At 43.5% G+C, this 22,819-nt stretch carries 19 protein-coding genes and 3 pseudogenes; 4 read left to right on the top strand and 18 right to left on the bottom strand.

What is annotated here, in order from left to right; translation table 11 throughout:
- Window positions 1-2 precede the first annotated feature (2 nt).
- Both DXA13_RS20915 and DXA13_RS06180 read right to left on the bottom strand, forming a co-directional pair.
- Window positions 3-149, bottom strand: a complete 147-nt coding sequence (locus DXA13_RS20915) for a hypothetical protein (protein WP_181995545.1) — start codon at window positions 147-149, stop codon at window positions 3-5.
- 170 nt (window positions 150-319) lie between these two features.
- The gene (locus DXA13_RS06180; protein WP_118242499.1) at window positions 320-559 is read right to left on the bottom strand and encodes a helix-turn-helix transcriptional regulator; all 240 of its coding nucleotides are present in this window, start codon (window positions 557-559) and stop codon (window positions 320-322) included.
- Between the two features lie 170 nt (window positions 560-729).
- Between DXA13_RS06180 and DXA13_RS20910 the strand changes: the two genes are divergently transcribed.
- The 4 genes and pseudogenes from DXA13_RS20910 to DXA13_RS06155 all read left to right on the top strand — a co-directional run bounded on the left by DXA13_RS20910 (window position 730) and on the right by DXA13_RS06155 (window position 5,691).
- A complete protein-coding gene (locus tag DXA13_RS20910; protein WP_181995544.1) occupies window positions 730-1,050 on the top strand; it encodes a helix-turn-helix transcriptional regulator in 321 nt (106 codons plus the stop codon).
- A gap of 402 nt (window positions 1,051-1,452) precedes the next feature.
- A pseudogene (locus DXA13_RS06165) lies at window positions 1,453-2,319 on the top strand (Abi family protein); the annotation flags it as partial.
- Between the two features lie 180 nt (window positions 2,320-2,499).
- Window positions 2,500-3,876 (top strand): recombinase family protein, encoded by a 1,377-nt coding sequence (locus DXA13_RS06160; protein WP_118242491.1) that lies wholly within the window; start codon window positions 2,500-2,502, stop codon window positions 3,874-3,876.
- 24 nt (window positions 3,877-3,900) lie between these two features.
- A complete protein-coding gene (locus DXA13_RS06155) occupies window positions 3,901-5,691 on the top strand; it encodes a ferrous iron transporter B (RefSeq protein ID WP_118242489.1) in 1,791 nt (596 codons plus the stop codon).
- Between the two features lie 240 nt (window positions 5,692-5,931).
- On the opposite strand, the gene DXA13_RS06150 is transcribed toward DXA13_RS06155, so the two are convergent.
- The 16 genes and pseudogenes from DXA13_RS06150 to cls all read right to left on the bottom strand — a co-directional run bounded on the left by DXA13_RS06150 (window position 5,932) and on the right by cls (window position 22,707).
- Window positions 5,932-6,765, bottom strand: a complete 834-nt coding sequence (locus DXA13_RS06150; protein WP_118242487.1) for a deoxyribonuclease IV — start codon at window positions 6,763-6,765, stop codon at window positions 5,932-5,934.
- Complete coding sequence (locus tag DXA13_RS21570; protein WP_243009001.1) at window positions 6,758-7,054, bottom strand: hypothetical protein; 297 nt, start codon at window positions 7,052-7,054, stop codon at window positions 6,758-6,760. The genes DXA13_RS06150 and DXA13_RS21570 overlap by 8 nt, the downstream gene beginning before the upstream one ends.
- Complete coding sequence (locus DXA13_RS06145) at window positions 7,051-7,650, bottom strand: ABC transporter permease subunit (RefSeq protein ID WP_243009000.1); 600 nt, start codon at window positions 7,648-7,650, stop codon at window positions 7,051-7,053. The genes DXA13_RS21570 and DXA13_RS06145 overlap by 4 nt, the downstream gene beginning before the upstream one ends.
- Window positions 7,634-7,972 (bottom strand): hypothetical protein, encoded by a 339-nt coding sequence (locus DXA13_RS22855; protein ID WP_347559729.1) that lies wholly within the window; start codon window positions 7,970-7,972, stop codon window positions 7,634-7,636. The genes DXA13_RS06145 and DXA13_RS22855 overlap by 17 nt, the downstream gene beginning before the upstream one ends.
- A gap of 20 nt (window positions 7,973-7,992) precedes the next feature.
- Entirely contained in the window at window positions 7,993-8,598 is a 606-nt protein-coding gene (locus tag DXA13_RS22850; protein ID WP_347559728.1) for an ABC transporter ATP-binding protein, read from the bottom strand.
- Complete coding sequence (locus DXA13_RS06135) at window positions 8,598-10,967, bottom strand: hypothetical protein (RefSeq protein ID WP_147347996.1); 2,370 nt, start codon at window positions 10,965-10,967, stop codon at window positions 8,598-8,600. Before DXA13_RS06135 ends, DXA13_RS22850 begins: the two co-directional genes overlap by 1 nt.
- A 92-nt stretch (window positions 10,968-11,059) precedes the next feature.
- On the bottom strand, window positions 11,060-12,196 hold the full coding sequence (locus DXA13_RS06130; protein WP_181995543.1) for a HAMP domain-containing sensor histidine kinase: 1,137 nt from the start codon (window positions 12,194-12,196) through the stop codon (window positions 11,060-11,062).
- On the bottom strand, window positions 12,186-12,890 hold the full coding sequence (locus tag DXA13_RS06125; protein WP_118242480.1) for a response regulator transcription factor: 705 nt from the start codon (window positions 12,888-12,890) through the stop codon (window positions 12,186-12,188). Before DXA13_RS06125 ends, DXA13_RS06130 begins: the two co-directional genes overlap by 11 nt.
- 593 nt (window positions 12,891-13,483) lie before the next feature.
- A pseudogene (locus DXA13_RS06120) lies at window positions 13,484-15,683 on the bottom strand (RNA degradosome polyphosphate kinase).
- Between the two features lie 3 nt (window positions 15,684-15,686).
- A complete protein-coding gene (locus DXA13_RS22845; RefSeq protein WP_347559727.1) occupies window positions 15,687-16,025 on the bottom strand; it encodes a hypothetical protein in 339 nt (112 codons plus the stop codon).
- A complete protein-coding gene (locus tag DXA13_RS06115; protein WP_347559726.1) occupies window positions 16,007-17,203 on the bottom strand; it encodes an exopolyphosphatase in 1,197 nt (398 codons plus the stop codon). The genes DXA13_RS22845 and DXA13_RS06115 overlap by 19 nt, the downstream gene beginning before the upstream one ends.
- Window positions 17,204-17,221: 18 nt before the next feature.
- Window positions 17,222-18,490 (bottom strand): ATP-binding protein, encoded by a 1,269-nt coding sequence (locus DXA13_RS06110; RefSeq protein ID WP_118242478.1) that lies wholly within the window; start codon window positions 18,488-18,490, stop codon window positions 17,222-17,224.
- Window positions 18,491-18,591: 101 nt separating this feature from the next.
- Window positions 18,592-19,715: pseudogene (pheA, locus tag DXA13_RS06105) on the bottom strand (prephenate dehydratase).
- A 34-nt stretch (window positions 19,716-19,749) separates the two neighbouring features.
- The gene (locus tag DXA13_RS06100; RefSeq protein WP_118242540.1) at window positions 19,750-20,505 is read right to left on the bottom strand and encodes a lysophospholipid acyltransferase family protein; all 756 of its coding nucleotides are present in this window, start codon (window positions 20,503-20,505) and stop codon (window positions 19,750-19,752) included.
- Window positions 20,506-20,654: 149 nt separating this feature from the next.
- Window positions 20,655-21,128, bottom strand: a complete 474-nt coding sequence (locus tag DXA13_RS06095) for a hypothetical protein (RefSeq protein WP_118242476.1) — start codon at window positions 21,126-21,128, stop codon at window positions 20,655-20,657.
- A 79-nt stretch (window positions 21,129-21,207) separates the two neighbouring features.
- Complete coding sequence (gene cls / locus DXA13_RS06090) at window positions 21,208-22,707, bottom strand: cardiolipin synthase (protein ID WP_118242537.1); 1,500 nt, start codon at window positions 22,705-22,707, stop codon at window positions 21,208-21,210.
- Window positions 22,708-22,819 lie beyond the last annotated feature (112 nt).

The raw sequence follows: 22,819 nt of genomic DNA, 5'->3' as shown, positions 1-22,819 counted from the left end.
CATCAGGCGGGCTTATCTTCCTTTCCAGTCTTTTTTTGGACTGAAACGACTGTAATATCGACATTTTCACGATCACCTATTATCTCTGCGATTGCTTTGAAGACCTTTTCAATGTCCAGTGTTCCTTCAACTGATACCTTACCGTTCATACCATCACTCCTTCCTGGTTTAATGTATGCGATACTGTTTGTACAGCTTTCCATATGATTGTTATGTATTATATTGTCTCTGGTAAATGCTATGATCTGAGTACGGTCTACCTCTAATACCTCTTTCTCTATTTCTATATAATGATTGTTCTATAGTACACTACGAAATCTTACTTATTACGTAAGAGCGGATTAAAAAAAATTTGCCCAGCTTTTTCTGGGGTCAGCTTTAAAGTTACAACCAATTTATCCATTACGCTCGATGATGGTTGCACTTCTTCATTAATTATCTTTGATAGTGTATTTCTGTCTATACCTGATACCTCTGAAAGATTAACTAATTTATCTAATCCTACATCAATCATAGCTTTTTTCAATTCTATAATATCTGTTTTATATATACGCGCCATTTTTATCACCTTCTTTCTTACGTTTTAAGTAAGTTTAGATTACCACTATATTATAATCATGTCAATAGTATTTTTGCATATCGCGTAAGTTTTTTAATCGTGTCATTAATTTTCGTTGCATTTTGCGTAAGTTTATGTTATTGTAAATATATAGACAGCGAGGTGATGGTATGGGTATACTGAATGATAGAATCAAGGAAATGCGTACCAAAAAAGGTTACACTCTGGCGTATGTTGCAGAACTGCTTGGAATTAAAGAGGCTACAATGCAAAGATATGAAAGTGGTGAAATAAAAAATATTAAGCATGAAACTATTGCTAAACTTGCTGAAATTTTTAATTGTACCCCTGCTTACTTAATGGGATGGGAAGATTCTCCTAATCCTGAACCAACATATGCGGATGTAGAAAAACTGTTAGCAAGAAATGGTAGGGACTTATCTGTAGAACAAAAGATGCGGTTAATTAAACTGTTGTCAGAGCTTGATTAATACCAAAATGCATTTATCGTTGATTAAACGGGAGATATGTAAAATGGGCGATATGAAAGAAACCAATTTTCAATAACAAAGCTTAAAAACAAAAAAGAATACTTGACAAGATTTTTGCATATGCTATAATGCTAGTAATAGCGAATGACTGCTGTGCGGTTGCAAAAGGGTCTTGGAATAGTATTCCAGGGCTCTTTTTGTATATACAAATGAGGGGACAATTATGAGTGATATAAAATATGCAAGCGTTAATAAACAGATTGAAAAGTTGAAATCGCACAACCTTATTATAAACAATGAACCATTTGCCAAACAATGTTTAGAAATATATGGATATTCTAATCTTATCAAAAGTTATCGTGATCCATATGTCATTATTTCAGATAACGGCATAAAAAATTCGTATCGGATATTACATTTGAACAAGTATTTTCATTATATATTCTAGATAAAAATTTAAGAGTTGCTGTAATGGCTGCTATGTTGGATTTAGAGGAATATATTAAAGAAGCTGTTGCAGATGTTGTCGCTAAATCTTTTGGCATTGATCAATTCAACTATTTGCAATATAGAAATTATCAAAATAAGAAAAAATACAAACGCCGTTTTACCTTAACAGGCATTTTGGAAACCCTTACAAGTACACTAGAAACAGATAAGGAACCGATTCATCATTATAAATCTAAATATGGAATAGTTCCTCCTTGGATATTATTTAAAAGTGTATATTTCAGCACTATCATCAATTTTATAGATCAGCTAAAAATCGCAGAACAACGCATGATGGTGAATAAATTATACTCAAATATAAAAGACATCTCAGAAGAAAATCAAGTAAAACTGATGATGGATACCTTATTCATTTCCCTTGAATATCGAAATATTGCAGCACACGGCGGACGAATTTACAATTATAAACCTAAACGTGATTTGCACTTTGATAATAATGATAAATTTACCACTGAAGGTTTTTGTAAATTGTTACGTTTATTAAATACAATTAATTATTATGGGCCTTACAGGTATTTAGACGATGTTTTAAATCGCGAGTTAAATAGACATTGCAATGCGTTCCCTCAAGATATTACATATCTTAGCCAAATACTTAACATAAATATTTCTTCACATCAGGTTGTTTGGATCACTGATAAGAGCAACAAATATCATGATCACAGATTTTGTAGCGGATTAAAAAATGCTAAAGAAATGGATTTAGAAAAAGCTATAAAATTGGGATACACTAAGTGTAAAAAATGTTGTCAAACATAAACGCAAAAACCGCCCTGGTGCTACCAACACCAAAGCGGCTTTCACATAGATTTTCTCTTACCGGATTGCTCCAGAAGATATACTTTATCTCGCAAATAAATTATATCATTCTTGGAGCGTCCTGGCAAGGGGCGTATTTTTTATACCCTAAATTAGTATAATTACCAAGGAGATGATAGAATGAAGCAACAACTTATGCGCTGTGCCGTCTATATCCGGGTAAGTTCCGATGAACAGGCTAAATTCGGCGACTCGCTGCGCGACCAGCGGGAACGCTGCCTAGAATACATCAACCGGCATGAAAACATGATTTTTCAGGATATTTATATTGATGACGGCGTGTCCGGCCAGAAACTGGACAGAGGAGAATTTGAGCGCCTCCTGGAAAATGTACGCAACGACCAGATCGATCTCATCTTTTTCACTAAGTTGGACCGATGGTTCCGTAATCTGCGCCATTACCTCAACACCCAGGCTGTACTGGAAGCTCATAACACAGCCTGGACCGCTATAGATCAGCCATACTACGACACCAGTACTCCTCATGGACGTGCTTTTGTCGCGCAGTCCATGATGTGGGCGGAGCTGGAAGCCCAAAATGACGGCGTGCGTATTACGGACGTTTTCAAAAATAAAGTGAAATACGGAGAGGTTATCACCGGAAAAGTCCCAAGAGGATATAGAATTCAGGATAAACATCTTGTGCTGTCGGAAGAGGCTCCGGCAATCCTCGACAGCATTCGGTATTTTATAAAAACGAACTCTCTTTCAGGAACAGTCAAATACATGCAGAACCAGCATGGGATCAGTATGTCTTTGCAGAACCTGAAGGACAGCATTCTGAAAAACACAAAGTATATCGGCCGGTACCGAGATAATCTCAATTACTGTCCAGCGCTTATATCTGAGGAAGAATTCAATCAGATTCAAAAGATTCTGGACAATAAGCAGATCGTCCGATCCAGTCAGAAATATCCTTACATATTTTCGGGTCTTCTGGTATGTTCTGACTGCGGATATAAGATGAGCGGATGCAAGATCAACCATGTCACCCACTCGAAAAACGGCATACGCAGATACAAATATCCCGCTTACGAGTGCAAGCAATACAGAGCATATAAGCGCTGCAGCAACGGCGGAGAAATCAGAGAATCCCGGATCGAAGAGTTCATGCTTTCACATATCCGGTCAGCAGTGGAAAATTATATTGCCGATTACCAGGAGGCCGGCAGAAAGACCGTAGATAACCGGACTCAGAAATCTGCCATCAATAAGAAGCTGGACCGGCTGAAAGACTTGTACTTAAACGAAATCATTTCCCTGGACGAATACAAGAGGGATCGGGCGCAGTATTTGGCCGCGCTGGAAGAGCTTCCGGACTTCCAAGAGCCGCCGGCAGATCTCACGAAAATCCAGTCTCTGCTCCACTGTGACTTTGAGCAGGTTTACACATCCTTCACCAATCCGGAGAAAAGGCGCTTCTGGCGTTCAATTATTAAAGAAATACATGTCTCGAAAAGCGTTAACCGCCATCGCGATTATACGATTATTTTTTGACTATCGTGACCCCGCTATTTTAAATTGCATACGGGGAACTGGCCCGGAGTTACCGTCACTACGGCCCAGGGCACTTTTGAAGTCCACGGGCAGGAATATCTGCTCGTGGATCTCCCCGGAACATATTCTCTTTCTGTACATTCAGAGGATGAACAGATCGCCAGAGATTTCATCTGTTCTGGCATTGCTTCCATGATTCTGGTAGTGTGTGATGCCACATGTCTGGAACGTGGTCTTCATCTTTTGAAGCAAATCCTATCCCTGGACGACATAAAAGCACATGGAACGCCTGTTATTCTGTGTGTGAATCTTTATGATGAAGCTGTGAAAAAAGGTATAACTATTGATTTCAGCCTTCTTCACGATGTACTGCAGATACCTGTCATCTCTTCATGCGCACGTTCCCAATGTGACATTACAGAAATTAAAAATGCAATCCATGATACGAAAGATGAGTCCTACCAATATGACTGTCTTGATTTTTCTCCAAAGCAGCTGGCCTTGGAAACCGTTACTTACACAAAAGCAAATTACCGGCGAAGAGAAGAACTTCTGGACCGCCTGATCACAGGACGTTTTACGGGGTCTTTGATTATGGTTCTTCTATTAGTGGGCATATTCTGGCTTTCCATGACAGGTGCCAACTATCCATCACAGGCTCTATGGGGAATTCTGTTCTGGTTCGAAGATAAACTTGCTGCTGCCATGACGTCGATTCATGCACCTGAATGGATGATTTCCGCCTTTGTATATGGCGTCTACCGCGTATTAGCATGGGTCGTTTCCGTCATGCTGCCACCTATGGCCATATTTTTTCCATTATTCACACTGCTGGAAGATCTTGGTTATCTCCCCAGAGTAGCTTTCAATATGGACCACGCTTTTCAGAAATGCCGTGCCTGCGGAAAGCAATGTCTGACAATGGCAATGGGCCTGGGCTGCAATGCTGCCGGAGTAGTCGGCTGCCGCATTATTGATTCTCCAAGAGAGCGGCTCGTCGCGATCCTTACGAATGCTTTCGTACCCTGCAATGGGCGCCTTCCAACTTTATTTACGCTGATCACACTGTTCTTTGTGGCTGGAATCTCCAATTCAGCCGTCAGCTCCCTGGCCTCTGCTTTATTTCTTACATCATCGATTTTGCTAGGCATACTGGCTACCCTGGGCGCTTCATGGCTGCTGACCCATACATTATTAAAAGGGATACCATCCTCTTTTACACTGGAACTTCCTCCATACAGAAGGCCGCAGATCGGCCGCGTCATTGTCCGCTCTATCTTTGACCGTACACTGTTTGTACTCGGTCGTGCTGCTGCTGTGGCTGCCCCAGCCGGACTCATCATCTGGATTCTGGCTAATATCTCCTGGACCGGACCATCCGGAGGCTGGTTTGTATTCACTGCCTCAACCACCGCCCCCAGCCTGCTGACGTCATTTACCCAATTCCTGGATCCTCTTGGGCGGCTTATGGGCATGGATGGTGTAATACTTGGTGCATTTATTCTGGGATTTCCCGCAAATGAAATTGTTCTGCCCATCATACTGATGACGTATCTTCAGACTGGCATATTGACCGAAATGACAGGTACTCACGTATTAAGCGAGTTGCTTCTGTCTCATGGATGGACCTGGGTAACTGCCTTGTGCATGCTTATTTTCTGCCTTTTCCACTGGCCGTGTTCTACAACTTGCCTGACCATAAAAAAAGAAACAGGAAGCCTCAAATGGACGGTAACCGCCATGCTGCTTCCCACTCTTATTGGAACGATTCTCTGTATTACCATATCGGCTATTTGCCACCTCTTATTCTTCTAGCATTTAAGGAGCCTCAAGAGGATGTTACAAAAAGGAATAGAGCATTACCGCCGATACCAGATGTAGTGACTTGGCTACTGCCTGGAACGAAATCTGGTATCGGCGGCAATAGTTCCGTGCTTTTCCGGCGCATCACTATTTTTTATTGCGCTCGGCCCTCGCTCCATAAAAACACGCGGGAACCGCCTTGACCTTATGGTCAAGCCGTAGCAAATAGTTCCGCGCTTTTCCGGCGCGTCACTATTTTTTATATTGCCCACGTAAAAATGATATTTCTTCTGCATATCCTGGAAGTTCATTCGGAGTCTCCAGATTAAACGGAAGCCTGTACAATTCCGGATGATTGATCACCCGTACAAGTGCTTCTGATCCGATACAGCCTTCGCCGATCCTGGCATGGCGGTCTTTGTGTGCTCCAAGAGGATTCTGGCTGTCATTCAAATGTATGGCTTTCAGCCTTTTCAGACCAATTACTCTGTCAAATTCTGTCAATACCTCATCCAGGTGATTTACAATATCGTATCCCCCATCCCAGACATGACACGTATCAAGGCATACGCCCATATGATCTGACAGCTCGATCCTGTCAAGTATCTCCCTGAGCTCTTCAAAATTCCTTCCGACTTCGCTCCCCTTACCCGACATCGTCTCAAGAAGAACGATCGTTCTCTGTTCCGGTTTTAAAATTGCATTCAGCATATCTGCAATATAGCCGATTCCAATCTCAACTCCCTGTTTTACATGGCAGCCCGGGTGAAAGTTATAATAGTTTCCGGGTGTATACTCCATTCTCCTTAAATCGTCCTCCATTGTTTCTCTGGCGAATTCTCTCAAATGTTCGTCGGCCGCGCAGGCATTCAATGTATAAGGAGCATGTGCAATGAGGGGCGTGATATCGTCCTTCTTCTGAAGCTCAAGAAATTTCGTCACATCTTCTTCATTAATTGCTTTTGCCTTTGCTCCTCTCGGATTCCGGGTAAAGAACTGAAATGTATTTGCGTCAATGTCCACAGCCATTTTCGCCATAGACACGTAGCCCTTTGATGACGATAAGTGGCATCCGATTCTAAGCATGTTTTCTTTTCAACCTTTCCGGGTCCATCATCTTAACAGCTATAAATATGAAGAGAGCTGCCGCTGCAATCTGAACAGCCATGCTGACAGGAACCCAATATTCTGTAATAATATTTGCTTCTCTTACACCGAACCAATTTTCCACATGAATCTGTGAAGGCTTCATCTGGCCGTTCAGTATCATCATAAACGTTGCCGACGGGTTAAAGAGCAGCAGGTAGAGCAATCCGCCCGATCCCGTCTGCCTTGCCGTTTCCTGTATAACCATACTGCTGTTGATACGGCTCATCCCTGCAAGGGAATTTGCAAATAAGTTAACCGCATAGGTCCTATCAGCATCAGCGCCGTCATACCATAAGCGATTACGGTGGATACGGTAGAACGCCTGAAAATAGCGGAACAGCAGATGCCAATCCCCCCAGCCAGCAGAGCGGATGTGATATAACACAAAATCAGAAGCCCCAGATCCAGCCAGCTGATTCCCCCATATACAAATACAAGCGCAAGGACAGGAAAACTGGAGATGATCACAAGGAACATAACCATAAGAGAATATGTCAGCTTTCCTGAAACAATATCCCATCTCGTCACTTTCGTAGTCATCATAATATCAAGGGTCTGTCTTTCCCTTTCACCGCTGATCGCTCCGGCTGTCAGCGCCGGCATTAGAAAAACAAGCATAAGGAATTCAATAACGGCAACAAAACCATATAGTTCCAGGAAGCTGCCATACTGAAGTTCAGCTGTCATTTTTACCTGAGCTACGTTTAAATACATGCTTAAAAGAGCCACGAGCGCCAGTATGCTGTTAAAAACAGTGATGATAGCCGGCAGTCTCAAACTTCTGGAAGCCACTCTCGTTTCTCTGCTACAGATCGGATTCATTCTCAAACCTCATCACCGTCCTTTCCTCTTCTTCTCCTGTAATCTCCATAAACAAGGATTCCAAGCTCCCTCTTTCTCTGCAAAAGCTTCTCACCGGAATATCTGCGTCTACAAGCTGCTGAAGGAGAACAGCTTCGTCTTCATCGTCACCGGAAAACCGGACCGCGATATCTCCTCCTTTAATTGTAATTGTCTTCGCATATGGATGGCTTTTCAGCAGTGTGACTGCTTTATCTGTACATCCTCCATAAATAGAAATCATCAGTGGATTTGATACGTTTACCTGGGTCAGGATATCACTGATATTTCCGCTCAATACCATTTTTCCTCTGTCGATAATTCCTACATCCGTGCAGAATTCAGATAGCTCTGATAAGACGTGGGAACTGATAAAAACGGTCTTGCCTGATCCTTCAGTTCCATTAGAATTTCTTTGAATTCATATCTGGTCCTGGGGTCCAGCCCCGAAGACGGTTCATCCAGAATAAGGAAAGATGGATCATGGATCAACGCACGTGCAAGGCACAGTCTCTGCTTCATTCCTCTAGAAAGGCCGTCAACATAAGCACTTCTCTTATCGCCCAGACCCACCTGCTCTAAAAGCAGGCCGCATCTCTTTCTTGCATTCAATCCTTCAATGCCGTAGCAGGATGCAAAAAATTCCATATACTCACTGACTCTGAGATTATCGTAAACGCCAAAGAAGTCCGGTACGTATCCAATCTGTTCTTTCCACGACGTATCACCTTTTCCAATTTCCCGATCTCCAAGAGTAATAATGCCTTCGTCTGCCTTTAAAAGACCTACCATAATCTTGATGGTGGTCGTTTTCCCAGCCCCGTTAGGCCCTATGAATCCATAAAGGGCGCCATCTGGCACGTCCATATCCAGGCCGTCGAGTACATGGCTCTTTTTGTATTTCTTTTTTAATCCGCGAATACTGAGCATTACTTCTCCCTTCCTTTCACCATAGGCATCGGCAGTACTGCATCCCAGCCGGATTCTTCTTGGCGATCATCAATGTATTTGATCGTCATTGTATTACCCGGAGAAAGATATGGATGCAGCTCATCCACTGTAAAAATACGCTTATCCCTCTCCATTCTGTCGTATATACCCGTATTATAATTATAAAAATACATGTCGCCGTTAAAAAGCGATATTCTTCCCATCAGCTTATTTTTAATCAGCTCTTCTGAAACCTGGAAGAAGGTGATCTCTTCCACATCAATATCATTTCCTATGGAATACTCCAGCGTCACAGCGTCTACGCCATACATGGAATTTCTCGTATAATCATAGCTTCCTTTTTGGACCTTCGGGGCTTTCATAAGAGCTGAACGGTAAATCTCCCCATCGCTTGTATCATTGTAAACGGTAACCGCAGAAGTAAACATGTCAAGTCCATATGCTTCAACTTTCTGATCGCTCATAAACTGTCTTTCCATTTTTCTCGCGAAGCCCACGACTCTCGCTTCACGGCGGTACCCTTCCAATTCGCTTCTCATATAAAACGCCAGGAGATTTGCACGTTCCATATCACGCACATATTCCTTATCATTGATATCAGCCTTGTCATATGCATCGAGCCCTGTTACTCTTGCCGCTATAAACTGTTCCTTCCCCACCGGGGAATGGTAGGAAGGGATGGCCGCTAAATCTTTCGTCTCACCTGGTTCCATATCTCCCAGAAGAATCAATTCTCCATACATAAGCACTGCGCAGTCTTCCAGCATAAAATCATACTGATTTGTAACCATCCCGGTAATTTCACCGTCAAAATATTCAATCTCTCCTGCAATACCGCCCTGATTCACATTGTCATCTGCCTTTCTGAGCTGAAGATAGTTGGAATCAAAGGCAACACTGTCGTGGAACGTGAGCCTTGTCGCCGACGGATTATGGCTAATTGTCACTTTGGGCTGATTTGTTTCCATGAATTTCGGAATTGTGCTGTAATCATAGACCGCATTCCTGCTGATTGGCCGGATCGAATAATTAGGCGCCAGTTCGAGTGCATATGGCTTATTATAAGGATTTCTTACATTGATATAGCTCGTTTCGATTACCGTATCCGTTGAACTGTCCTGTATCGTCGCATATGTCAGGAACGTCGTTTTAAATCTCGTCTGCATACCCAGAAGATAAATCACAGCCATAAATATCAGAGACAGCATTGTAACTGCTCCCCAGTAATAATTTCTCAGTTCACGTCTTCTGAGGAAAAGATACGCACCAGGACCTATGAGAAGGATATAGACGATAATCACCATAAAATAAACGGATACTTTTGGAAGACGGCTCACATTTCCGCTGTTAATTACATTTTGTATGGCCCAGTATTCTTCACTGCTCCCCCCATAAAAATAATCCGTAAGGCTCTGAATTCTCTCTTCTCCCAGCAAATTCGTAAACATTTCATCCACATAAGTCGGCTCCTGAGATGCGAAATCACTGATCTCTGTAAAATCATAGGCTGCTACGGCAACCACGCCCTTTTCCAACGCCGCTGCCTGAAACAGAGGAAATCCCGCTTCAGAATCAAGAACAGTCGCTCCGTGAAGCGGAATATCCACACATAAAAGCCCCTGAACCAGAACAGTTTCATCTTCATCCTCGGTTCCCAGGTGAACATTCATCACTGCCGGAGTTCCATAGTTGTCGTCCAGAAGTTCCGGAGCAAACCTTCCAAGTGTGTCATCCACACGTTCGCCGGTCCCAAGAATCAGAATTCCTCCATCCTTCACCCAGTCCATGATAGCCTTGGTCTGCTTTTCTGACAGGTCTCTCAGCCTGTAGTTGCTCACCAGAAGCACATCCATCATATTCAGTCCGATCGTTTCCACCGGAAAATCTTCCTTTTTAAGAGGGATCACCCGCGTTCTGACGGCGCTGTAATTAATGCCTACGCCGTCCAGGTAGTTCAGGCTTTCAGGACTGTCACTAAGCACTCCGATAAACAGCTCCGGAATCTCCTTGCTCACATTCATTTTCAGCCTTTTTCTAGCTGCCTTTACACCGTTCTTATCCGACAGCGTAACAAATATCTGATCGGATCCCTGTCCAAATGGAATAATGCATGACTGGCTCAGCGTATCCATACCGTCAATCTCGACAGGAAACTCATAGGAATATACGCGATAGTCAGATTCCATCGTCGATACAATTATATTTCCTGTAAAAGAAGCCTCTTCATGATTTTCCATTGTAATTGTCATTGGAACATATCGTCCGCCCTTTGCGACGTCGCCATAGCCATAACTTACCTCCAGAGTAATCGGTCCCTGTACAAGACTGTTTTCCTCTGATTCTATCATTTGCGCCGCCGACTGTAATACAAACAAAAAAGAAAGGGCGATTATCAGTCCTGACAGCATAAATCCCTTCCTGGTTCTGAACTTCATATTTATCACCCAATCTTTCCAAAATTCTCTTTATTAATATCAAAATGAACCCTGAGGCATATCGTAAATACAGTTCCGTCTGTATCGCTCTCAACGCTGATCGAACCGCCGTGCATGTCCACAATATTTTTAACTATGGCAAGTCCAAGCCCTGTTCCGCCTGTACTAACCGACCTGGAATGCTCCACTCGATAGAACTTGTTAAAAATAAGAGGCAGTTCATCCTTCGGAATCACATAGCCGTAATTGACAACAGATATGGTAACTGTTTCTTCTTCCGCATGGATCTTTACTATGACCCTTTTTCCGTCTGCACCATACTTGATGGCATTGTTGATCAGATTGTCAAACAGCCTTGCCAGAAGATTGCCGTCAGCTGCAATAATTTTAGCCGGAACATTAGATTGAAGCTCATAAGAAAGGTTTTTGGCTGCAAAACTGGGATAGAACTCTTCCAGAAGCTGGCTGAGCAGCTTTACGATATCCAGTTTGGCTACCTTCATGGAAATCTTTCCGCAGTTAAGCTTCGTAAATCCAAACAGATCTTCAATCAGCTTTTCTAAACGCTTTGCTTTTGTATAAGCGATATCTATATACTTGCGCTGCATTTCTTCCGGCAGAGCCACCTTTCCGGACAGCAGCTCCAGATATCCGATCATGGATGTCAAAGGTGTCCTCAGGTCATGTGCCACATTGGTTATCAACTCGTTTTTCGTCCGTTCAGACTCACGCTCCTTATCCATAAGATCCCTGATTTCAGCAACCATCTTATTCAGATTCTCTGCCATTCCTGAAAGTTCATCGTCTCCGATTACTTCTACTGTCGTATTCAAGTCTCCGTCTGAAACATTTTCGATTGCTTCGGATATCCGGCAGATATAGCTGATCGTCTTTTCCTGGAGAGCCATAAAGGTACAGGAAAATATAACAATTCCCGCCAGCACATAGATCAATACAATAATTGTATCTGAATTGGCAATCATAAGAAGCAATGCGTTCGTATTTCCTCTGGAAGTTACGTAATCAGCCAACATGGAAAGGTTCGTCACAAGAAATACCTCAATTAGGCATGTGACGACCGTGCAGAACAGAATATTTGTCAAAATTCTTGTATGGAATTTCCTGTTCATACTATTTTTCAATTTTGTATCCTACCCCCCACACTGTGGTGATAATTTTATTCTGACGTTCATCCTCTTTCATTTTTCCGCGGAGACGTCTGATATGTACCATTACCGTATTATTGGCTTCATAAACTTTTTCATTCCACACGCGTTCAAAGATTTCATCCGTGCTGAACACCTTGCCGGGATTGGAAGCCAAAAGGTAAAGGATATCAAATTCAATCGGGGTCAGTTTAATTTCCTCGTCATAAACAAGTACTTTATGATTATCTTTATTAATTACTAATCCTCTAATTGTAATTTCATTTTTACTCGTCTCATGTGCCGTGCTGTTAGGATTCAATTTCGTGTAGCGCCGCAGCTGGGATTTTACCCTGGCTGTCAATTCCAGCGGGTTAAACGGTTTGATCACATAATCATCGGCTCCGATTCCCAATCCCATAATCTTGTCGAGATCCGTTGACTTGGCGCTCAGCATAATAATCGGTATATTATTTGTCTCTCTGATAATCTTACACATCTCCAGGCCGTCCATTCCAGGCATCATAATATCCAAAAGGATCAAATGAATTGTCTCCTTATCCAGAATATCGAAACCATCCTGGGCATTGCTCGCTTTAAACACCTTGTAACCGTCACTGACAAGGTAGATCTCCACCAGTTCAGCAATCTCTTTTTCATCATCAATAACTAAAATATTGGTTTCCGCCACGAAAAATCCCTCCTCTTTCCGTAATATGTATCATAAGTGCAAATTATTCAATCGATAGAAATAAAACAGATGCCCTTCTGTTTATAGATCCTTGGCTTCGTACTTTACTGCGCTCTCCGCCATGATGTACCGTCGTACTATAACAAAGAGTTCCGCTTGCGGAACTTTCGCGCCTGCGGCGGGTCGCTTCAGCGACCTGATTCCCTTCCGCCGCAGTGCGCCTCCATAGCGGAGCGTTTTTTACTTTCCAGGAAATTAGATACTTTAACACTTTACAATAGCAAGGTCTTTCCCAGAAAGTAAAAAAAGAATGGGAAGTATCGGCTTACATGTAAGCATGACGCCGTTACTTCCCATTTTTTCCTGCACGGCTTATTGCTTACGTGCACATTATACCATAAATCCCAAGGGGTAGTTTTAAATTTCTCTTACATTTATGGGAAAAACTTGTTATAAGGAAAAAGCCTGCATAACAGACATTTCAGCTGTATAATTCAACGTAATATGTTACAGCTTTTTTCAAATATAATAACGGCGGCGACAATTCTGGCAAATGTCTCCGCCGCCTGTTTATGCTCTTCTGCCAAATATTATTAATTATTGCTTTCCACCGGTATAAAAACCCTCTCATTCTGAGGCTGGCTGTTCTTCATTGCCTGTTCTGCCATAGCGATTGCCTCCTCGCAGAACTGCTCCTGAGAATTCACTCTGGCCTTTCCCCGGCGATCTACCTTTTCATAAGTTCCGCCAGGCTGAAGAATATGAGCCTTTACATTGTCCTCAAGTTCTGTCTTCAGGATATGGCAGACCTCTTCTTTCAGTTTCTCATCCTCGACCGGAAACGCGATTTCAACCCGCTTATCCAGATTTCTCGGCATCCAGTCTGCACTTCCCATATAAACTTCCGTACTGCCTCCATTATCAAAGATAAAAATCCGGCTGTGCTCCAGGAAATTTCCAACGATGGAATGCACGCTGATGTTCTCGCTGAGCCCCGGCACTCCAGCCTTCAGACAGCAGATTCCTCTGATCACCATTTCGATCTTCACACCGGCACAGGAGGCCTCATAAAGGGCCGCAATCACTTCTTTATCACATAGGGAATTCATCTTTGCGATGATATGAGCCGGCTTGCCTTCCCGCGCATGAGCAGTTTCACGGCGGATCAGCTTAAGAAATCTCCCTCGCAGCCACAGAGGCGCAACGATCAGTTATTCCATGCGAGCGGCTCTGAGTAACCGGACAGCATATTGAATACGGCTGTCGCATCTTCCCCAATCTGAGTGTTGCATGTCATCAGGCCGCAGTCTGTATACAGTTTGGCCGTAGAATCATTGTAGTTACCCGTTCCCAAATGGACGTACCTGCGGATTCCGTCCTCTTCTCTCCTCACTACAAGCGTTATTTTACTGTGAGTTTTCAGCCCTACCAGGCCATATATGACATGACAGCCTGCTTTCTCAAGTTTCTTAGCCCAAATAATATTATTTTCTTCATCAAATCTGGCCTTTAATTCCACCAGTACAGAAACCTGCTTCCCATTGTCTGCCGCCTCTGCCAATGCTGCAATAATCGGAGAATTTCCGCTGACGCGGTAAAGTGTCTGCTTAATGGCGAGGACTTTCGAATCTCTTGCGGCTGCTCTGACAAAATTCACCACAGGATCAAAGGTCTGATATGGGTGGTGAAGAAGAATATCTCCCTTTCTGATATTTGTGAATATATCATCTTCATTCATCAGCGCCGGTACCGGCTGCGGCGTATATTTCGGAGCCTCAGATTATCAAAACCATCCAGTCCATACATCTTCATCAGAAATGTCAGATCCAAAGGACCTGCAATTTCAAAAATATCATCGCTGCTCAGGCGAAGCTCCTTTTTTAATATTTTAAGAAGACGTTTATCCACTCTTTCTTCAATTTCCAGGCGGATTACTTCGCCCCATTGACGCTTTTTCAGCTGTTTTTCGATTTCAGCCAGCAGGTCTTCGGCCTCATCCTCATCAATGCTGAAATCTGCGTTCCTCATAATACGGAAAGGATGGGCACTGATGATATCATAATTAAGAAAAAGGGACTGAATATTCCGTTCAATAATTTCTTCCAAGAGAATTACTTTCCTTTCCCCTTCCTCTGTGGGAATCTCTACAATTCTCGGAAGCACGCTGGGAACCTGAACCATTGCGAACTCCAGGTCCTCCTGCTTATCTTCTTTTTTCTCTTCCTTTTTCTCTTCCTTTTTTTCCTCTTTGCTCTCTTCTTTCTGCTTTGCTTTCTTCTGAACAAGCGCTGCAATATTCAGCGTTTTATTGCGGATCAGCGGAAATGGCCTGGAGGAATCCACCGCCATCGGCGTAAGCACAGGATAAACATTTTTTTTGAAATATTCGTCCGCAAATGCTGCTTCCTCTTCACTCAGCAGTTCGTGATTCATGATAACCTGAAGCCCGTTCTGTTTTAATGCCGGAAGCAGGGATCGGTTATAGGTAGAATACTGCATTCCTACAAGTTCATGAGTTCTTATTGCAATTTTTTCCAGCTGCTCAGAGGGTTTCAAACCGGCAATATCCGGTTTGCTGTATTTTGCGTGAACCATATCTTTCAGAGATGCCACACGCACCATAAAAAATTCATCCAGGTTGGAGGCTGTAATGCTCAGGAATTTCAGTCTCTCGAACAGGGGAAGTGTTTTGTCCCTTGCTTCGCTCAAAACACGGTAATTAAATTCCAGCCAGCTCAGTTCACGGTTTACATAATTTTTCGGGTTTGTATAAATTTCTTCCATTACTCCCATATCCTACACCCTCCTTTTCTGCTTCAGCACAGGACGAATTCCGTATATTTCTTCAAAAAAGTCCACCTTATTTTCAAATGCCAGGCGTTCGAGAGTGATATCCCCTTCATATCCCGTACTGACAATGAGCTCCCCGTCACGCACGGAAATTCTGCAGTCTGCCAGCTTCTGCCTGTGACTTCTGTCCATGGAATTTGCCAGACGCAGAATCGCCACCAGCTTAGCAATCAGCATTGTGTTATTCTTGGATGCCTCATAAAGAAATGGTTCCATGTTGTAGCGCACCGTATTTGCTATAATCTCCCGCTCTTCATGGGAGAGTCCTATGATCTCCGTTGACATGATAATATTATAGGCACATTCACTGGTGTCCTCATACTGACGAATTTGCCGCATGAATGGAGATTAACCGCAATCTGCAGAAGCAGTCTCTCTCTTTTGCCCAAGCCGTGATACTTCTTCATGCTGTCAAAGATATCCAGGGCATACCGCTCCAGCACCTGGCTGTGGGACATGTGACATTTATATCGCTTTGCCATATTTCTTGCAGCGGCAATAATATCCCCTGAAAAATCATGGTTAAATTTAACAAGACGCTTCTCGTCCGCATATTCAGCAGCCATTCCGTCTCCAAGCCGGATGGCCGGTATCCAGAAGGTTTCTGCACCTGTCAGCTCCATTACACGTTTATAAATCATGGCGCTCGGCAACAGAAGCGATGCATACTCGGCGCTCACTCCGAATTCCTCCTGTATCTGCGCCAGATTCATGTTCTCCAGCTTTTTATAGAAAGCTACTACCTCGTCCGCACTGATAAACGACCGCGTTCCTCCCTCAATTGTTTTTCTGGCAAGATAAAGGATTTCCTCTCCGGCTCCGATCAGATTCTTAATTTCCCGGTCTTTCAGATACATCTTTCTGAAGGTGAAGAGTTCATTATCAACAATCTCCTCCAGAATATGCACACGGTCCTCCTCCGCAGTCTGCACATTGGAAATCATTTCCCGCATGCGGAGCGCACCCAGCCTTAAATTGTGAGTCGACACAAGTGCGTCTTTATCAAACAGGGACAACTGCATGCTGCCAAAGCTGACATCCACGATAGCCGTCCCTTTCTGGATCAATTTGTTAAATTCCGTTTCCTTTGCAGCAATCGCCTTATAGCTCAAAAGTCGCTGTTCCGAATTGCTGATAATCTTAACATCCAGACCTGTGTGGACCTTGATCTGATCCAGCACGATCTGGTTGTTTTTTGCTTCTCTCATGGCGCTTGTAGCGTATGCACGGTAACTGTCCGCCTGATATCCCTCCATAATCTTTACGAAGTCACTCAGTACACGGCACATCTCATCTACCAGGCTGTAGCTGATTTTACCTGAATTGTACGTATCCTTGCCCAAAGGTATCATATGGCGCACCCGGTCTATTTGGCGGATTCCGCTTTTACCGGATATTTCGTAAATCCCCAGCTCCAGTTCAAAAGAGCCTACATCAATTGCTGCAAAAATTTTTACTGCCATAAAAAACCTCCCTGTTCTTTACTGCATTTTACCTAAAAGATAAGTGATAAACTGCGCCGCCGTCCTTCCGGAAAGCCCCCCATGGCTCAACTCCCACTTATTTGCTTCTGCCAGAAGTTCATCTTCCGGCATGGTTACATGATATTTTTCAGCCAGTACCTTTACAATATTCTGGAACTCCTTTTTATCCGGAGCGCCGAAGTAAATCGTAACGCCAAACCTCGCTACGAGCGACAGTTTTTCCTGAACCGTATCATTATTATGGACATCATCATCCAGCGTCCTTTTGTCACGGAAGCTCTCACGTACGAGATGGCGTCTGTTGGACGTGGCATAAATCAGTACATTCTCCGGTTTTCTGCCCAGGCCGCCTTCAATAATCGCCTTCAAATACTTATATTCCAGCTCTGTTTCTTCAAAAGAAAGGTCGTCCATATAAATAATAAATTTATAATTTCTGTCTTTAATCTGTTCAATCACATCCGACAGGCAACGGAACTGATGCTTATATACCTCAATAATTCTCAGTCCTCTGTCATAATATTCATTTAATATCGCTTTTACACTGGAAGATTTGCCTGTACCGGCATCTCCGAAGAGCAGAACGTTGTTTGCCGCCTTTCCTTCAATAAATGCCTCCGTATTATCAATGATCTTTTTCTTTTGAATTTCATATCCGACCAGATCATTCAGGTACACATGCTCGATGTTGACGATCGGTTCAATATCTACCTCCTCGCCTTTCTCTGCGATGCGAAAGGCCTTATTGAGACCGAACTTTCCTACGCCGAATTCCCGGTAAAACTCCGTTATCATCTTGTGAAAATCTTCCTCGTCTCTCGCATGTTCCAGAGAAACGGCAAGCTCTACGATCCTGTCACGTATTCTTTTATTAAACATACGGCTGTTGCCGTTGGCTGCCTTGTAATTCTTAAGTTCCGCCCATACCGGTTCGGCCCCGGAGATTTCGTCCAGCTTCCTAATGTCACAGTCAAACAGTTCTTTGATAATGGCAAAATCATGCTTTACAAGGCGGTTTAAACTGCCCTCTACCTCTCCCACAATCTCGCATGAAGTGCTGTATGCATTTTCATTATTTGCCAGACACAATGCCAGAAAACAATGCCACAGGTTACCTTCCAGCCCATATGCCGCTGCCAGTTCAATCAGGTCATTTGCGCACGCATAGGAATCGCCGTCTCCTTCACCTGATAAAAGGGCCGCCATCCTGTCAAATAAATCCTGATACCTCAGATTTTTGTATATTACTAACTGTGCTGTCTTCATCGTCCGCTTTATCCTCTTTTCTTTCGTTCTAAAACTATGGCGGTTCAGGACGACGCTGATTCTATTCCCTCATGTTTTACCGTCCTGAACAGTTATCTGAATTAATAATTGCCAATAATCCTCATGTTTTCTGCCTCTTCATCAATTCCCTTCAGCGCGCTGCACACAGCTGCATCACCAAGGTTGCCCTCAATATCCACAAAGAACCGGTACTCCCAGTTTTTGTCTTTAATCGGGCGGGATTCTATCATCACCATATTGACGTTGTTATAGATAAAATGGCTCAGCATATTGTAAAGGGAACCGCTTTTATGGGGCAGTTCGAAACAAATGCTCACCTTTCCTGCATCTTTTTTATAAACGGCCTCCCTGGCTACAATGATAAACCTTGTCGTATTACTCTTATTATCATTCACCTGGGACTGCAGAATTTTGAGACCATAAAGTTTTCCTGCTATTTCACTGGCAATTGCTGCCTCTGTCGGATCCGCACCTTCCAGAACCTTCCTGGCCGCTACAGCGGTATTCTCCACGCTGATCTGTTTCCAGTCCGGATGGCTGTTCAGATAATCGGAGCACTGCATAAGCCCCTGCAGGTGGGAAAACACCGTTTGTATATCTTCGATTTTTGCCTCCGGCAAACCAAGCAGCGCATGGCTGACCGGAAGAAGTGTTTCCGCAACAATATGGTTGTGATATTTCATCAGCAGATCATAGTTATCCGCAACGACGCCTGCTGAGGAATTTTCAATCGGAAGAACTGCATAGTCCGCTTTCCCTGCTTCTACTTCCTGCATCGCCTCTTCCCATGTTTTCACATGATATGTATCTGCATCTTTTCCAAAAAACTGCAGAGTTGCGCCATGGCTGTATGCACCTTCAATTCCCTGATAAACCACGCGGATCCCTTCTGTATTCAGGCTGTCTGCCTGCCTGAAATGAATCCCGGCCCCTTTCCCTTTTCGGAAAGCAGCTGGTACTGCAGTCTTCTGCTCAATGTCATAATCTGAGAGAACAGCTCCTCCACACTCTGCTTGTTCTCTTCTCCTGCGAGGGCCCGCACTGACTCTATCTTCTGCTTCTCCCTCTCCCCGTCGAATACCGGCTTCCCAGTATCAATTTTATATTCTGCCACGCTCCTGCACAATTTCATCCGCTCTTCAAAAAGCTTCACCAAATCGGCATCTATAACGTCCAGCTGTTTCCTGATTTCCTGTAAATCCATGGTGTTCCTCCGATGTTTTCCATATGCTCTGGAATTAAGCTTTCCAGCTTTCCCGTTCTTCCAGCTGGTCTTCCAGCATCCCTTTAATGATATCTCTCGTATATGCCCCCGCAAATTTTTTCTTTTCCGGTTCCAGCTCTTTAACATAAAACGGAGTGCCGAATTCTATAATCACGTGAGACGGCTTCATAAACGGAATATGAGACTCAAAAATTTCAGCCGTTCCGGTTATTGCCACGGGCACCACCGGACAGCCTGCTTTTTCTGCAATCTTCAGGCTCCCTTCCTTAAACGGCAGCATTTCCAGCACATCCTTATTTCTATTGCGGGTTCCTTCCGGAAATATCCATATGGATATCCCGTGTTTTACTTTCTCGATGCCGGTCAGGATTGTTTTCAATCCTTCTTTCATATTTACCCTGTCAAGAAACAGGCAGTTTACATTGCGCATCCAATCTTTCAGAAGCGGATAACGGAGCATTTCCTTCTTTGCCACAAACCCGGTCAGAGACGGCACTGTAACATACCCTACAAGGATATCGAAATAGCTCCTGTGATTTCCGACAAAAAGCACTGCTGTTTTTGTCGGAATGTTCTCTGCTCCTTTCACAGTAACCGTTACACCGGTCAACGCCAGGAGATAGCGGAACATTCCCTTCACAATGTTCAAACTCTGCCAGTCCCTCTTCTCCGGATTTGTCTTTCCTATAAACCACTCTATAATAAGAATCGGGATACTAAGCACTAAAAACAGAATGACACTCAGCGAAACCAGAATAAATCGTATCATTGCTTTCATTTCCTTTCTGTCTGGTAAAATACTGATTTTCCGTCCATTTGGCAGCACAAGGCCATCTGCGCCGCCTTGCGCTTCGTGAAACATTTCCGGAAATCCGAACTATAATTCATTATATAAAACAAGCGGCCAGATTACAAGCTCTAGCCGCTTTTCTTTTTCGTAATTTGTTCAAATAAAAGTCCTGTTCCAAACCACAGAGGAGCAAAATCCAGCCGGATCAGGCCGTTAATATTGCTGTGCCGTCCCGAATAATCCCACGGGCACATCCCATGGGTACGCAGCCAAAGTCCTGAGCCATACTCTACAATAAAAATCAACACCATATAGAGCATTCCATGGCGAATCGCACGATCCCCCGGTTTCAGGCTCTTAACTGCCGCCTGCTGCCTGGCGCTGACTGTAACTGCTGTTTTGTCATCTCCGATCCAGCGATCCATTCCTGCTCCGATCGGACCGAGAAGCGCGCCCAGTCCATAAATCGGAAACATGAGCAAAGAAGTTTTTCCCATCAGCCTCCAATCTCCAACCATAATAGATTCTACAGAAGTAAACATCACTTCCAGACACCATCCGGCTACTCCGCATTTTAAAAAATTCTGTACAATGTCTTTCATTCTTATTATCATCTTCATGGCACTAGTATGTACCATGCCGCAGGCATTTTATTCATCTTTTTTCTGTTTTTATTCGATTCTAAAGCAGCGGAGAAAGCAAGCGGCAGCATTGCTCCTTAAAGCGAATCCACAAAGGCCGCTCATTATATTCTTCTAAAGTAATTTCATGACAACTCTGCAGATCATACAGGAATATCTGTTCCAGTTTTTCTGTAGTCTCCTCATCATATATCGTAGCATTGACTTCGAAATTAAGCTCGAAGCTTCGGATATCCATATTGGCTGTTCCATAGCAGCTCACTCTTCCGTCAGTCATAACACCCTTGGCATGGAGAAATCCGTCTTCGTATTTGTAACATCTGGCTCCCGATTCCAGAAGATCGCCCACATAAGAATATGTCGCCCAATACACAAACGGATGATCGGGCATACAGGGAATCATGAGCCTGACATCCACGCCGGACCTGGCTGCAATCTGCAGAGCGGAAAGCACTGCATCGTCAGGCACAAAATACGGGGTCTGAATATAAATATGCTTTTTGGCCTTATGGTACAGTTCCAGATAATTATTGCGGATCTGACGGCTTTCCACATCCGGTCCGCTTGTAATAATCTGAATTCCAAGAGGCAGCTTTTTGCCTTCCAGGATTTCCCGCGTCTCCCTGCGTATTTCAGGATCCATATTAAAATATCTGGCATCCAGGAAAAGATTCTCATGAGCTGCATAATTCCAGTCCAGGGCAAAGCGGATTTCCAGGCTGATAACGGCCTCTCCCCTGATCTTTAAATGAGTATCCCGCCAGAAGCCAAATTTTTTATCCTTTCCAATGTATTCCTTACCAATATTAAATCCGCCTACATATCCTACTTCGTTGTCAATCACCACTATTTTACGGTGATTCCGGTAGTTTACTCGAAAATTCAGCCTTCCTAAAAATGCAGGAAAAAATTCACCGATCTGTATTCCTGCCTGTCTCAGCTCTTCCCACCGCCTTTTCGGCATAAAGCGACCGCCCATGCCGTCATAAAGTATACGCACTTCTACGCCTTCTTTTACTTTATCCATCAGGATCGGTACGAGGGAATCAAAAACCTCATCATTTTTAATAATATAGTACTGGATGTGTATAAATTTCCTGGCCATTCTCAATTCCCGGCGCAGGTCTTCAAATTTCTCTTCCCCATCACTGAAAACATCAAGCTGATTATTCACGGTCAAAACAGCGCCGGAAAGTTCCAGATTATAGAGCACCAGGTCCTTATAATCCCTTCCCATCGGTTCATCGATGCTTAAATCATGACTTCTGAGAAACAGCTCCTGGCCGCGCGCCGACACGCGCAGCTTATCCTCTACTTCCTTAATATGAAACATCTTGCTCTTTTTGATATCCTGGCATAGAAGCAGGTAGAACAGGAAGCCAAATACGGGCACAAAATACAGAGCCATCAGCCACGTCCAGACCGCTTTAGGGTCTCTTCGCTGGAAAAAGACAATTACGATAGAAAGTATTAAATTGACAACAAGCAAGTGGGCCATCAGCCATCTCCAGGCTTCGGCCATGCTTTCAATAATCTCCATATTCATTTACCCCTGTTCCGCCATGAATCCATTTATATGATTATATTTTCCAAAAATTCAGGTTTCTCTCATTATAATGGATTAATACGCAAAACTCAATACAGGGAGAGAT

This window comes from Clostridium sp. AM58-1XD, assembly GCF_003464085.1.
Lineage (GTDB): Bacteria > Bacillota > Clostridia > Lachnospirales > Lachnospiraceae > Lachnoclostridium_A.
The sequence above is the reverse complement of the archived record's forward strand: the minus strand, read 5'-3'. Positions and strand labels throughout refer to the sequence as shown.

Excerpts from the sequence above, each read along its gene's own strand:
- DXA13_RS20915 (WP_181995545.1), bottom strand. The coding sequence starts at position 149 with ATGAACGGTAAGGTATCAGTTGAAGGAACACTGGACATTGAAAAGGTC.
- DXA13_RS06180 (WP_118242499.1), bottom strand. The coding sequence starts at position 559 with ATGGCGCGTATATATAAAACAGATATTATAGAATTGAAAAAAGCTATG.
- DXA13_RS20910 (WP_181995544.1), top strand. The coding sequence starts at position 730 with ATGGGTATACTGAATGATAGAATCAAGGAAATGCGTACCAAAAAAGGT.
- DXA13_RS06160 (WP_118242491.1), top strand. The coding sequence starts at position 2,500 with ATGAAGCAACAACTTATGCGCTGTGCCGTCTATATCCGGGTAAGTTCC.
- DXA13_RS06150 (WP_118242487.1), bottom strand. The coding sequence starts at position 6,765 with ATGCTTAGAATCGGATGCCACTTATCGTCATCAAAGGGCTACGTGTCT.
- DXA13_RS21570 (WP_243009001.1), bottom strand. The coding sequence starts at position 7,054 with ATGAGCCGTATCAACAGCAGTATGGTTATACAGGAAACGGCAAGGCAG.
- DXA13_RS06145 (WP_243009000.1), bottom strand. The coding sequence starts at position 7,650 with ATGAATCCGATCTGTAGCAGAGAAACGAGAGTGGCTTCCAGAAGTTTG.
- DXA13_RS22855 (WP_347559729.1), bottom strand. The coding sequence starts at position 7,972 with ATGGTATTGAGCGGAAATATCAGTGATATCCTGACCCAGGTAAACGTA.
- DXA13_RS22850 (WP_347559728.1), bottom strand. The coding sequence starts at position 8,598 with ATGCTCAGTATTCGCGGATTAAAAAAGAAATACAAAAAGAGCCATGTA.
- DXA13_RS06135 (WP_147347996.1), bottom strand. The coding sequence starts at position 10,967 with ATGATAGAATCAGAGGAAAACAGTCTTGTACAGGGACCGATTACTCTG.
- DXA13_RS22845 (WP_347559727.1), bottom strand. The coding sequence starts at position 16,025 with ATGTCAACGGAGATCATAGGACTCTCCCATGAAGAGCGGGAGATTATA.
- DXA13_RS06115 (WP_347559726.1), bottom strand. The coding sequence starts at position 17,203 with ATGGCAGTAAAAATTTTTGCAGCAATTGATGTAGGCTCTTTTGAACTG.
- DXA13_RS06110 (WP_118242478.1), bottom strand. The coding sequence starts at position 18,490 with ATGAAGACAGCACAGTTAGTAATATACAAAAATCTGAGGTATCAGGAT.
- DXA13_RS06100 (WP_118242540.1), bottom strand. The coding sequence starts at position 20,505 with ATGATACGATTTATTCTGGTTTCGCTGAGTGTCATTCTGTTTTTAGTG.
- DXA13_RS06095 (WP_118242476.1), bottom strand. The coding sequence starts at position 21,128 with ATGAAAGACATTGTACAGAATTTTTTAAAATGCGGAGTAGCCGGATGG.
- cls (WP_118242537.1), bottom strand. The coding sequence starts at position 22,707 with ATGGAGATTATTGAAAGCATGGCCGAAGCCTGGAGATGGCTGATGGCC.